Here is a 12,107-nt window from a genome sequence, read left to right on the forward strand (position 1 = left end):
CGTTATTTCCTTAACGTGGTGTTCAACCTTTGTTCGAGCGAGGTGAGGATATTCTGCAGGGTTTCGTTCACCTCATCGTCGTTAAGAGTGCGCGATGGATGTTGCCAGGTCAAGCCGACGGCCAGGCTTTTTCTATCAGGATCAATGCCTTTACCCTGGTAGACGTCAAACAGCCTGAGGTCTGTGAGCCATTCGCCGGCATTGTCACGAATTACTTCAAGCACCGAACTGGAAGCCACATCACGGCCTGCGATCAAGGCCAGGTCACGGCGGGTTTCCGGGAACTTGGACAGTTCGCTGAACTTCGGCAGGCGGCCTTCCACTACATCGCCGAGCACCAGCTCGAAGACGTACACCGGGCGGTCGAGGCCGAGGGTCTTGGCCAGTTCCGGGTGGATGGCGCCGAGGTAGCCGACTTCCTTGCCGTCGCGCTCGATGCGGGCGGTTTGGCCTGGGTGCAGGGCTGGGTGCTTGCCGGCGACGAAGCTGAAGTCGCTCAGGGCGCCCGAGTAGCCCAGCAGGGCTTCCACATCGGCTTTAACGTCGAAGAAGTCGATGCCGTCACGGCCGTTGGCCCAGCCTTCGGGCAGGCGGCTGCCGGTGACGACGCCGGCGATCATCGGCTGCTGCTTGAGGTCACCCAGCTGGCCGACGAAGCGCAGGCCGCTTTCGAACAGGCGCACGCGGTCTTGCTGGCGGTTGAGGTTGTGCTGCATCGCCTTGACCAGGCCCGGCCACAACGAAGCGCGCATGGCGGCCATGTCGTTGGAGATCGGGTTGGCCAGCACCAGCGGCTCGACGCCTGGGGTGAACAGCTCGAACAGTTTCGGGTCGATGAAGCTGTAGGTGATGGCTTCCTGGTAGCCGCGGGCGACCAGCAGGCGACGCAGGTTAGGCAGCTCGCCGCGGGTCTCTGGCTTGCCCTGGGGCGCCAGGCGCGCCTGCGGGTAGCGGACCGGCAGGTTGTTGTAGCCGTACAGACGGGCCAGCTCTTCGATCAGGTCGACTTCCAGGCTGATGTCGAAGCGGTGGCTTGGCACGGTAACAGTCCACTGCCCTGCCCCGTTAGCGCTGGTTTTCAGCTCCAGGGCATTGAGCAGCTGCTCGACCTGGGCGGCGTCCATCTGCAGGCCGAGCATCTGGGTGATGCGTTCGTCGCGCAGGGTGATCGGCGCGATGTTCGGCAGGTGCTGTTGGCTGACGGCTTCGACGATCGGGCCGGCTTCACCGCCGACGATCTCCAGCAGCAGCGCGGTGGCGCGCTCCATGGCTTCGCGGGCCAGTTGCGAATCCACGCCGCGCTCGTAGCGGTGCGAGGCGTCGGTGTGCAGGCCGTAGGAACGGGCCTTGCCGGCGACGGAGATCGGCTCGAAGAAGGCGCTTTCCAGGAACAGGTCGCGGGTCTTCTCGGTGTTGACGCCGCTGTGCTCGCCACCCATCACGCCGGCAATGGCCAGGGCGCGGGTGTGGTCGGCGATCACCAGGGTGTCGGCGCGCAGGGCAACTTCCTGGCCGTCCAGCAGGACCAGCTTCTCGCCCTCTTCGGCCATGCGCACGCGGATGCCGCCGTTGATTTCGGCGAGGTCGAAGGCGTGCATCGGCTGGCCGAGTTCGAGCATCACGTAGTTGGTGATGTCGACGGCGGCGTCGATGCTGCGCACGTCGCTGCGGCGCAGGCGTTCAACCATCCACAGTGGGGTCGGCTTGCTCAAGTCGACGTTACGGATGACACGGCCCAGGTAACGTGGGCAGGCAGCCGGGGCACTGACTTCCACCGAGCGCACTTCGTCGTGGGCAGCGGGGACAGCCGGCACAACCGGGCGGGTGACCGGGACGTCGTACAGGGCGCTGACGTCGCGGGCCAGGCCGGCCAGGGACAGGCAGTCGCCGCGGTTCGGGGTCAGGCCGATCTCGATGCTGGCGTCGTCGAGGTTCAGGTACTGGCGAATGTCCTGGCCGACCGGGGCGTCAGCGGCCAGCTCCAGCAGGCCGTCGTTCTCTTCGCTGATCTGCAGTTCGGCAGCCGAGCACAGCATGCCGAAGGACTCGACGCCGCGCAGCTTGGCTTTCTTGATCTTGAAGTCGCCCGGCAGCTCGGCGCCGATCATGGCGAACGGGATCTTGATGCCTGGGCGGGCGTTGGGGGCGCCGCAGACCACCTGGAAGGTTTCTGCGCCGTTGCTTACCTGGCACACGCGCAGCTTGTCGGCGTCCGGGTGTTGTTCGGTGGCGAGGATCTCACCCACCACGATGCCGCTGAACTGGCCGGCAGCGGGGGTTACGCTGTCGACTTCGAGGCCGGCCATGGACAGGCGAGCGACCAGTTCGTCACGGGAGACTTGCGGGTTTACCCAACCGCGCAGCCACTGTTCACTGAATTTCATGCTGTTCTCCTAGAATTTGCGTCGATTGGGCCTAGCGGAATTGCGCCAGGAACCGCAGGTCGTTGTCGAAGAACAGACGCAAATCGTTGACGCCATAGCGCAGCATGGCCAGGCGCTCGGCGCCCATGCCGAAGGCGAAGCCCTGGAACTCTTCCGGGTCGATGCCGGACATGCGCAGCACGCTCGGGTGGACCATGCCGCAGCCCATCACTTCCAGCCAGCCGGTCTGCTTGCACACGCGGCAGCCTTTGCCGGAGCACATCACGCACTGGATATCCACTTCGGCGCTCGGCTCGGTGAAGGGGAAGAACGACGGGCGGAAGCGCACGGCCAGTTCTTTCTCGAAGAACACCCGCAGGAACTCTTCGATGGTGCCCTTGAGGTCGGCAAAGTTGATATCGCGATCGATCAGCAGGCCTTCGACCTGGTGGAACATCGGCGAATGGGTGATATCCGAGTCGCAGCGGTAGACGCGGCCCGGGCAGACAATGCGAATCGGCGGCTGGCTCGACTCCATGGTACGCACCTGCACCGGCGAGGTGTGGGTACGCAGCAACATGTTGGCATTGAAATAGAAGGTGTCGTGCATCGCCCGGGCCGGGTGGTGGCCGGGGATGTTGAGCGCTTCGAAGTTGTGGTAGTCGTCTTCGACCTCGGGGCCTTCGGCGATGCCGTAGCCGATGTGGGTGAAGAACTGCTCGATGCGCTCGAGAGTACGGGTGATCGGGTGCAGCCCGCCGGTGGTCTGGCCACGGCCTGGCAGGGTGACGTCGATGCATTCGGCGGCCAGGCGAGCGTTGAGCTCGGCCTCTTCAAAGGCGGCCTTGCGTGCGTTGAGCACGTCGGTGACGCGTTCCTTGGCGTCGTTGATCAGCGCGCCAACCTTGGGGCGCTCTTCGGCTGGCAGGTTGCCCAGGGTCTTCATCACCTGGGTCAGCTCGCCTTTCTTGCCGAGGAATTGGACCCGGATCTGTTCCAGGGTTGTGATGTCTTCAGCGCGTTCCACGGCCTCAAGGGCTTGGGCAACCAGCGCGTCCAGGTTTTCCATGTACAGACTCCAGATACGAAAATAGGGGAAGAGCTTTTGAAGGCTCTTCCCCTATCGATGACGTTTTACACCCGACGGCGCAGGGCGCCGACGGATGATTGTCGTGGGTACTTAGGCCAGAACGGCTTTAGCTTTCTCGACAATTGCAGCAAACGCCGCTTTTTCGTTCACTGCCAGGTCAGCCAGAACCTTGCGGTCGATTTCGATCGACGCTTTTTTCAGGCCAGCAATCAGACGGCTGTAAGACAGGCCGTTGGTGCGTGCACCGGCGTTGATACGAGCGATCCACAGAGCGCGGAACTGACGCTTCTTCTGGCGACGGTCGCGGTAGGCGTATTGGCCTGCCTTGATGACAGCCTGCTTGGCAACACGGAATACGCGCGAACGTGCACCGTAGTAGCCTTTAGCCAGTTTCAGAATTTTCTTGTGACGCTTACGAGCGATGACGCCACGCTTTACACGAGCCATGAGTAACTTCCTCTATCTTTGACCGAAATTAACGTACGCGCAGCATGCGCTCGACTTTTGCAACGTCAGACGGGTGCAGCAAGCTGGCACCGCGCAGTTGACGCTTACGCTTGGTCGACATTTTGGTCAGGATGTGGCTTTTGAAAGCGTGCTTGTGCTTGAAGCCGGAAGCGGTTTTCAGGAAACGCTTCGCAGCACCGCTCTTGGTTTTCATTTTTGGCATGTTGGAACTCCGCATTCGATAAAATTACACATAATCATCAGGCCTGCCGTGCCCGGGAGATTACTTCTTTTTCTTGGGGGCGATGACCATCATAAGCTGGCGTCCTTCCATCTTCGGATGCTGCTCAACGGTGCCGTATTCGGCGAGGTCAGCTTCAACCCGCTTCAACAGCTCCATGCCCAGCTCCTGGTGGGCCATCTCACGGCCACGGAATCTCAGAGAGATCTTGGCCTTGTCCCCATCGGTAAGGAAACGTACCAGGTTGCGTAGTTTTACCTGGTAATCCCCATCCTCCGTCCCTGGACGAAACTTGATTTCTTTAATCTGAATCTGCTTCTGGTTTTTCTTGGCTTCGTTGGCCTGCTTCTTCTTCTCGAAGAGGTGCTTGCCGTAGTCCATGACCTTGCAGACAGGCGGTACCGCGTCTGCAGAGATCTCTACCAGATCCAGCTTCGCTTCATCAGCAATACGAAGCGCTTCATCAATCGAGACGATGCCAACCTGCTCGCCATCAGCGCCAATTAACCGAACCTCGCGGGCCGAGATATTCTCGTTGATCGGGGCTTTCGGTACAGCACGCTTATCGTTTCTCATTTCACGCTTAATAGTCATTACTCCGATTCTTGGCGACCACGCCGGGAAACCGCCTGATTCAGCAGCTCAGCGAACTGGGCGACGGGCATGGAGCCCAGGTCAGCGCCTTCGCGAGTACGCACTGCGACGGTTTGCGTTTCGACTTCACGATCCCCTATAACCAAAAGGTACGGGACCTTGAGCAAAGTATGCTCGCGGATTTTAAAGCCGATCTTCTCATTTCTCAAGTCCGACTTGGCACGGAAACCGCTACCGTTCAGAGATTTCTCGACCTCGAGGGCGAAATCGGCCTGCTTGTCGGTGATATTCATGACCACTGCCTGCGTCGGCGCCAGCCATGCCGGGAACACGCCGGCATAGTGCTCGATGAGCATGCCGATGAAGCGTTCGAACGAGCCGAGGATGGCGCGGTGCAGCATCACCGGGCGCACGCGGCTGTTGTCTTCGGCAATGTAGCTGGCGTCGAGGCGCTCAGGCAGGTTCGGGTCGTACTGCAGGGTGCCGCACTGCCAGTTACGGCCCAGGCAGTCGCGCAGGGTGAACTCGATCTTCGGGCCGTAGAACGCGCCCTCGCCCGGCTGGTATTCCCACTCCAGGCCGGAGTCGTTCAGCGCTTCGGCCAGGGCGCCTTCGGCGCGGTCCCACAGCTCTTCGGAACCCACGCGCTTGGCCGGGCGAGTCGAGAGCTTCATGGCGACGTCGGTGAAACCGAAGTCCTTGTACACATCGAGGGTCAGCTTGATGAAGTCGGCGGCTTCCTTCTTTACCTGTTCTTCGGTGCAGAAGATGTGCGCGTCGTCCTGCACGAAGCCACGCACGCGCATGATGCCGTGCAGCGCGCCGGACGGCTCGTTGCGGTGGCAGGCACCGAACTCGGCCAGGCGCAGCGGCAGGTCGCGGTAGGACTTCAGGCCCTGGTTGAACACCTGCACGTGGCACGGGCAGTTCATCGGTTTTACCGCGTAGTCGCGGCTTTCCGACGAAGTGGTGAACATGTTCTCGGCGTAGTTGGTCCAGTGGCCGGAACGCTCCCAGAGGATGCGGTCGACGACCTGCGGGGTCTTGATTTCCGAGTAGCCGTTTTCGCGCTGGACTTTACGCATGTACTGCTCGAGTACCTGGTAGATGGTCCAACCGTTGGCGTGCCAGAACACCATGCCCGGCGCTTCTTCCTGCAGGTGGAACAGGTCGAGCTGCTTGCCGATCTTGCGGTGATCGCGTTTTTCGGCTTCTTCGATGCGCTGGATGTAGGCCGCCAGCTGCTTCTTGTCGGCCCAGGCGGTGCCGTACACGCGCTGCAGCTGCTCGTTCTTGGCATCGCCGCGCCAGTAGGCGCCGCTCAGCTTGGTCAGCTTGAAGGCTTTGAGGAAGCGGGTGTTCGGCACGTGCGGGCCGCGGCACATGTCGACGTATTCTTCGTGGTAGTACAGGCCCATGGCCTGCTCATTCGGCATGTCTTCGACCAGGCGCAGCTTGTAGTCTTCGCCACGGCTGGTGAACACGTCGATGACTTCGGCACGCGGGGTCATTTTCTTGACCACGTCGTAGTCGGTGTCGATCAGCTGCTGCATGCGCTTTTCGATCGCAGCGAGGTCGTCCGGGGTGAAAGGACGCTCGTAGGCGATGTCGTAATAGAAGCCTTCCTCGATCACCGGGCCGATCACCATCTTGGCGGTCGGGTACAGCTGCTTCACTGCGTGGCCGATCAGGTGGGCGCACGAGTGACGGATGATCTCCAGTCCCTCTGCATCTTTGGGGGTGATGATCTGCAGGGTGGCGTCGTGATCGATCTTGTCGCAGGCATCGACGAGCTTGCCGTCGACCTTGCCGGCCAGGGTGGCCTTGGCCAGGCCGGCGCCGATCGAGGCGGCGACTTCGGCTACGGATACCGGCTGGTCGAACGTGCGTTGACTGCCATCGGGAAGAGTAATAACGGGCATGGCGCCTCCTCTCCTAGTGGTGACCCCTACCAAAGGTCACGTGGGTTGGGATGAGCCAGTACAAGATCCGCCCTGCCTTTCCCGCGGGAAAGCCTGCCTCACAGTGGCAGAGACCTTTCGGCCGGTCAGGGGCGAACCAGAGTGACTGGAGGTATAAAAAGAAATGCGGCTGCCACAGGCATACCGCAAGGGAGGCATGCTAGCACGGGGCTAGAGGGGTCGGCAGAAAATTTTGGTAAGCGTGCCTGCCAGGTGAACTTGTACGGAAAATTTCCTATCAGACCTTCTGAAGCAACCTACTCTTGATGAGACCTTAACCCAAGGAGTATCCGGTTATGCGACTTCCCTCCCTTCTGGCCGCCTGCGCCGTTAGCGCCCTGCTGCTGCCCTTGGCTGCCACTGCGGGCGACTTCCCGGCGGGCAAGGAGAAAAACTACATGGCCCAGTGCCAGCAAACAGCCAAGGCGCAAGGCGTCGACGCCGCGACGGCGACCAGGCACTGCACCTGCGGCGCCCAGATCATCAAAAAGAACTTTACCGACGAGGAGATCAAGGACCTCGACAGCTCGGACGGTGTCGACGCCAAGCTGATGCACCGTGCTCAGGCCGCCGTGCAGGACGCCTGCCAGCCGAAATAGCCGAAATAGCTGCGTTTTATGCGGCCTTGGCCCCCTTCATTTACGCTTTATCGACATAGTGCGAAGGTAATAGGCGCCTGATCCGCAGAATTAGACTATGATGTAGCCGGTGCCCCTGTAGCCTTGGCCACATCGCACCTCGAAAAAAAATCATGTTTCTGGAGATTCATCCCATGTCCAATCGCCAAACCGGCACCGTCAAATGGTTCAATGATGAAAAAGGCTTCGGCTTCATCACCCCACAAGGCGGCGGCGACGACCTGTTCGTACACTTCAAGGCCATCGAAACCGACGGTTTCAAGAGCCTGAAAGAAGGTCAGACTGTTTCCTTCGTCGCCGAGAAAGGCCAGAAGGGCATGCAGGCTGCACAGGTTCGTCCGGAGTAATTCGGATAGCTGTAAAAAACCCGCCACTTGTGGCGGGTTTTTTATTGGCTGCGAAAAGGCGCCATCGCCCTTGCAGGTCTCATCGCGATGCGACTTGCCCCGCGAGCACCATCAGCCGCAGTTGACGCGGGTGACCACACCTTTGTCATCGACATTCAGGTTCAGGCGCTCGGAGCGATACTCCAGGGTGATCATGTCGTGGGGTTTGAGGATGCGCGCCATCTGCGAGCCACTGGCTTTGCGCGCCTGCTCGAGCAACTCCGCGGTAGCCGGCTTGCCGACGGTGAAATCGGCGCCACTGGCTTCGCAGCGGCCATCGTTGCCGGCCGGGGCGGCAGGTGCGGCGGTGCCACCCGAGGTGCCGCCGGTGCTGCAGCCTGCAAGAACGGTGGCCAGCAACAGGGTCGCCAGGGAAGCGCGGGTACGGAACATGAATCCTCCTAATCGATCGTGGGAACTGCCCAATACGACAGCCCCTAAAACTGATTGTTGCAAAACTGCAAGATTCTGCCTGAACCCGGCCGTAGACGCGAAGGGCAATCGTGACGGGATTTTGCACCGAACCACTGGTTCACCCTGGCGCCGCCCTTATGCCTAAGTCGCAGGGCCAAGGTGACCAAGGCATGATTTACTGCAAACAGTGGAGTGCGCAACGCCTCCCCCTCGAACGCCAGGACCCGGTATTCGACCCCTCAGCCCAGGCCCCAGCGAGAACGCTTCATGAGCAACCACAGCATCGATGCCGACATCAAGGTCAAATGGGACGAAGGCCAGAGTGCCTATAGCCCGGGTTCGCCCGAAGAACTGGTACTGATCGCCATCGATCTGCTGGTGCGCGACCGCGGTGGTGAAGCGGCGCGCAGCTTCATCGAGCAGGTACTGGAACGCCACGCGCCTCAGGCTGCTATTGCAATCGAGCCAGGCGCGCGCTGAGCAGGTCGAAGAAGCCTTTTGCGTCACCCTCCTCCACCCAGGTGACATTGGCGGGCTGCTTGAGCACGCCGTACCAGTCGGCAACGGTCTGGCCAAAGGTCGGGCCCTCACGGCTGTCGACCACCATGTGAATGTCCCGCCCCTTGAACAGCTCGGGCTTGAGCAGGTAGGCGATCACGCTGGCATCGTGCACCGGGCCGCCAGGCATGCCGTAGGTGTCCATGTCGAACTTGATGTAGGCGTTGAGGATATCCACCACCAGCTTGCTGGCCTTGTTGTTCACCGCCGCCAGTTGCTTGAGGCGTGCATCGCTGGTGAGCAGCTTGTGGGTGACGTCCAGCGGCAGGTAAGTGAGTTTGACGCCACTGGCCAGCACCACCTCGGCGGCGTGCGGGTCGGCATACAGGTTGAACTCGGCCGCCGGGGTGATATTGCCGCCATTGAAGTGAGCGCCGCCCATGACCACCACTTCCTTGATGCCCTTGGCGATGTCCGGCTGCTGGATCATCGCCAGGGCCAGGTTGGTCTGTGGGCCGAGCATGGCGACGGTGATGCTGTGGGGCTCGGCGGCGCCCAGGGTATCGACCAGGTATTGCACGGCGTTGCCTTTGGCCAAGGGTTGTTTCGGCTCATGCACCTGGATACCGGTCAGCCCCTCTTCACCGTGCACATTGGCAGCGTAGATCGGCGCGCGTACCAACGGCCGCCCTGCCCCGGCATAGACTGGGATATCTTCACGGCCACCCCATTCACGGGCCAGCCGGGCGTTGCGCGAGGTCTTGTCCAGGCGCACGTTGCCGGCGACCGTGGTGATGGCGCGGATTTTCAGCTCGTCAGGCGAAGCCATGGCCAGCAGTAGCGCGACCACGTCGTCGGCGCCGGGGTCGGTGTCGATGATCAGGTCGCGTGGGGCGGCCATGACGGCGGTAGTGGCTAGCGCGGACATGAGCACGGCTCCTTGCAGCAGGCGTTTGAACATTGGGTTTTCCTTTCTCCAATTGGTTGACCTTATCGCCCCCCTGTGGGAGCGGGTTTACCCGCGAACACCGGCGAAGCCGGTGCCATGCATCGGCGGCGCCTGATTCGCGGGTAAACCCGCTCCCACAAGGGTTGTAGATAGCTCGGCAGCGGCATTACCACCAAGGCTTCAGAAAGTGACGCCCGCCACCAGGGCAATATTGCTGTAAGGCTTGCACTCCCCCGTGCGCACCACGGCCCGGGCCTGCTGGCACAAAACCTTGAACTCAGCGTGGGTCAGTAATTGGCGCAGACCGATCAGCCCCTCGCCACGCAAACGTTCAACCTCCACCAACGCCGGCGGCGCAGCCAGGAGGATTTCCTCGGCCAGTACATGCCGCTCAACCTGCATCTCGCTCAACACCACCCGCAGCACGCTGGCGAAGTCGGGAATCCCCGGCGTCAGCGCCAGGTCGATCAGTTCGACCCCGGGCGGCACCGGCAAACCGGCATCACCGATCACCACAATGTCGCCATGGCCCAACCCGGCAATAACCCGTGACAGGGCAATGTTCAGCAGCGGCGTCTTCTTCATGGCGCCAGCTCCCGCAGATAGGGAATCGAAGGCTGGGCACCCGCGCGGGTAACCGACAACGCCGCTGCACGCTGCCCGAAAACGATTGCGTCGTTGAGCGAAAGGCCACGGGCCAAGCCGGCGGCAAAGCCACCGACAAAGGTGTCACCGGCCGCCGTGGTGTCCACCGCGTTGACCGGCGCGACGGGGAAGTGCCTGTCGCCCTGCCCGTCGACAAACAATGCGCCCTGGGCACCCAGAGTGACGATCACCTTCCCAGCCCCCAGCTTTATCAACTGCTCGCCGGCACGGCGAGCACTGTCGAGGTCGGTCACCGCCACCCCGGTCAGCGCCTCGGCCTCGCTTTCGTTGGGGATCAGGTAGTCGACCTGGGCGTACCAGCCCGCCGGCAGCGGGCCGGTGGCCGGCGCCGGGTTGAGGATCACGGTCTTGCCCAGCTCGCGCCCCCGCGCCAGGGTCCAGGCCACAGTCTGGGCAGGCACTTCAAGCTGGCAGATGATCACCTCGGCCTGCTGCAGCAACGCGTCGAAGCGCTGCACCGACTCAGGGCTGAGCAAGCCATTGCCACCCGCAATGATGACGATGGCGTTCTGGCTGGCGGCATCCACCACGATCAGCGCCACGCCACTGGAAACCCCCGGGCAAACGCCGACGCCCCGGCAGTCGACACCCTCCACTTCCAGCGCCTTGCGCAGCTGCTGGCCGTAGGCATCGTCACCCACATTGCCGACCATCGCCACGCTGGCGCCCAGCCGGGCCACGGCCACGGCCTGGTTGGCGCCCTTGCCGCCGGGCACGGTGAAGAAGCTGTCACCGGCCAGGGTTTCACCGCCCCGTGGCAGGCGCTGGGCGCGGGCCACCAGGTCCATGTTGAGGCTGCCGACCACTACCACCTTGGCATCCATGGGCATTCCTTAACGGTAATCGTTGAACAGGTCCGGGCGCGGCCCGGTGGATTCACGCAGGACGATGCGCGGCGCGACGATGCGCTGCTCCACCGCCCCACAGCTCGGAGCGCCAATGCGCGACAGCAGCAGCGCCGCCGCGCTCTCGCCCAGCTCGCGGATCGACTGGCCGACGGTGGTCAGCGCCGGGTACACATAGCGGCTCAGTTCGATGTCGTCGAAACCGATCACCGACAGCTCGCCTGGCACGTTGATATTGCGTTCGGCGGCGGCGCGCAGCACGCCAAAGCCGATCATGTCGTTGCCAGCGAAGATCGCCGTCGGCCGCTGGCCATCGAGCAGGCGCGCCGCGGCGGCATGGCCCCCAGGGCTGGTGAAGTCGCTGTGCAACACATGGCCGGCGGCAATGCGCAGCCCGGCCTCGGCCATGGCCCGACGGAAACCGGCCAGGCGCAGTTGGCTGACGCCGGTGTCCACGGGGCCTGCGATGGTGGCGATGTCGCGATGGCCCAGCTCCAGCAAATGGCGGGTGGCCAGGTAAGCGCCATGCTCGTGATCGATCCGCACAAGGTCTGCCTCGACGCCGTCCAGCGCGCGGTCGACGATGACCATGGGCGTGCGCACGCAGGCCAGGCTGTCGAGCAGGTCACGCTCCTCGCCCACCGAGGCGACGACCAGGCCGTCGATGCGTTTTTCCAGCAGCACACGCAGGTAGCTGCGCTGCTTCTGCGGATCGTCGTCGGAGTTGCACAGGATCACGCAGTAGCCGTTGCGCTCGCAGGCATCCTCGATGCCCCGGGCCAGCTCGGCGAAGTACGGGTTGACGCTGTTGGGCACCAGCAGGCCGATGGTGGCGGTGCTGCGGGCCTTCAGCGAGCGGGCTACGGCGCTGGGCACGTAGTCGAGCTCGGCGATCGCCGCCTCGACCTTCAGGCGCACGTGTTCGCTGACCGGACGGGTCTTGTTCAGTACATGGGACACGGTGGTGTAGGAAATACCCGCCAGTGCCGCGACATCTTTGATGGTGGCCATGTTT

At 62.4% G+C, this 12,107-nt stretch carries 14 protein-coding genes; 3 read left to right on the forward strand and 11 right to left on the reverse strand.

Going from position 1 to position 12,107, the window contains the following annotated elements:
• Positions 1 to 2: 2 nt before the first annotated feature.
• The 6 genes from pheT to thrS form a co-directional block, all read right to left on the reverse strand.
• Positions 3 to 2,384 (reverse strand): phenylalanine--tRNA ligase subunit beta, encoded by a 2,382-nt coding sequence (pheT, locus tag LOY51_RS17825; RefSeq protein WP_258642392.1) that lies wholly within the window; start codon positions 2,382 to 2,384, stop codon positions 3 to 5.
• A 31-nt stretch (positions 2,385 to 2,415) separates the two neighbouring features.
• Complete coding sequence (pheS, locus tag LOY51_RS17830) at positions 2,416 to 3,432, reverse strand: phenylalanine--tRNA ligase subunit alpha (RefSeq protein WP_110993887.1); 1,017 nt, start codon at positions 3,430 to 3,432, stop codon at positions 2,416 to 2,418.
• Positions 3,433 to 3,543: 111 nt separating this feature from the next.
• Positions 3,544 to 3,900, reverse strand: a complete 357-nt coding sequence (gene rplT / locus LOY51_RS17835) for a 50S ribosomal protein L20 (protein WP_003250671.1) — start codon at positions 3,898 to 3,900, stop codon at positions 3,544 to 3,546.
• A 28-nt stretch (positions 3,901 to 3,928) separates the two neighbouring features.
• Positions 3,929 to 4,123, reverse strand: a complete 195-nt coding sequence (gene rpmI / locus LOY51_RS17840) for a 50S ribosomal protein L35 (RefSeq protein WP_003250667.1) — start codon at positions 4,121 to 4,123, stop codon at positions 3,929 to 3,931.
• A gap of 60 nt (positions 4,124 to 4,183) precedes the next feature.
• Complete coding sequence (gene infC, locus LOY51_RS17845; protein WP_012052879.1) at positions 4,184 to 4,735, reverse strand: translation initiation factor IF-3; 552 nt, start codon at positions 4,733 to 4,735, stop codon at positions 4,184 to 4,186.
• Positions 4,735 to 6,657, reverse strand: coding sequence for a threonine--tRNA ligase (gene thrS / locus LOY51_RS17850; RefSeq protein ID WP_125859347.1), 1,923 nt, complete (start codon positions 6,655 to 6,657; stop codon positions 4,735 to 4,737). The genes infC and thrS overlap by 1 nt, the downstream gene beginning before the upstream one ends.
• A 335-nt stretch (positions 6,658 to 6,992) precedes the next feature.
• Between thrS and LOY51_RS17855 the strand changes: the two genes are divergently transcribed.
• Complete coding sequence (locus LOY51_RS17855) at positions 6,993 to 7,295, forward strand: hypothetical protein (protein ID WP_125859348.1); 303 nt, start codon at positions 6,993 to 6,995, stop codon at positions 7,293 to 7,295.
• 173 nt (positions 7,296 to 7,468) lie between these two features.
• A complete protein-coding gene (locus tag LOY51_RS17860) occupies positions 7,469 to 7,681 on the forward strand; it encodes a cold-shock protein (RefSeq protein ID WP_007956027.1) in 213 nt (70 codons plus the stop codon).
• Between the two features lie 111 nt (positions 7,682 to 7,792).
• Here LOY51_RS17860 and LOY51_RS17865 read toward each other — a convergent pair whose 3' ends face one another.
• Positions 7,793 to 8,113 (reverse strand): I78 family peptidase inhibitor, encoded by a 321-nt coding sequence (locus LOY51_RS17865; protein ID WP_125859349.1) that lies wholly within the window; start codon positions 8,111 to 8,113, stop codon positions 7,793 to 7,795.
• Between the two features lie 288 nt (positions 8,114 to 8,401).
• On the opposite strand from LOY51_RS17865, the gene LOY51_RS17870 reads away from it, so the two are divergent.
• Positions 8,402 to 8,614, forward strand: coding sequence for a hypothetical protein (locus tag LOY51_RS17870; RefSeq protein WP_125464739.1), 213 nt, complete (start codon positions 8,402 to 8,404; stop codon positions 8,612 to 8,614).
• Here LOY51_RS17870 and LOY51_RS17875 read toward each other — a convergent pair.
• The 4 genes from LOY51_RS17875 to LOY51_RS17890 all read right to left on the reverse strand — a co-directional run bounded on the left by LOY51_RS17875 (position 8,586) and on the right by LOY51_RS17890 (position 12,103).
• Positions 8,586 to 9,593 (reverse strand): nucleoside hydrolase, encoded by a 1,008-nt coding sequence (locus LOY51_RS17875; RefSeq protein WP_258642397.1) that lies wholly within the window; start codon positions 9,591 to 9,593, stop codon positions 8,586 to 8,588. The genes LOY51_RS17870 and LOY51_RS17875 overlap by 29 nt on opposite strands.
• A 168-nt stretch (positions 9,594 to 9,761) precedes the next feature.
• Complete coding sequence (gene rbsD, locus LOY51_RS17880) at positions 9,762 to 10,166, reverse strand: D-ribose pyranase (RefSeq protein WP_125859351.1); 405 nt, start codon at positions 10,164 to 10,166, stop codon at positions 9,762 to 9,764.
• Entirely contained in the window at positions 10,163 to 11,071 is a 909-nt protein-coding gene (rbsK, locus tag LOY51_RS17885) for a ribokinase (protein ID WP_258642401.1), read from the reverse strand. The genes rbsD and rbsK overlap by 4 nt, the downstream gene beginning before the upstream one ends.
• Positions 11,072 to 11,080: 9 nt before the next feature.
• The gene (locus tag LOY51_RS17890) at positions 11,081 to 12,103 is read right to left on the reverse strand and encodes a LacI family DNA-binding transcriptional regulator (RefSeq protein ID WP_125464743.1); all 1,023 of its coding nucleotides are present in this window, start codon (positions 12,101 to 12,103) and stop codon (positions 11,081 to 11,083) included.
• Positions 12,104 to 12,107 lie beyond the last annotated feature (4 nt).

The organism is Pseudomonas sichuanensis (genome assembly GCF_024749065.1).
In the GTDB taxonomy this organism is placed as follows: Bacteria; Pseudomonadota; Gammaproteobacteria; order Pseudomonadales; family Pseudomonadaceae; genus Aquipseudomonas; species Aquipseudomonas sichuanensis.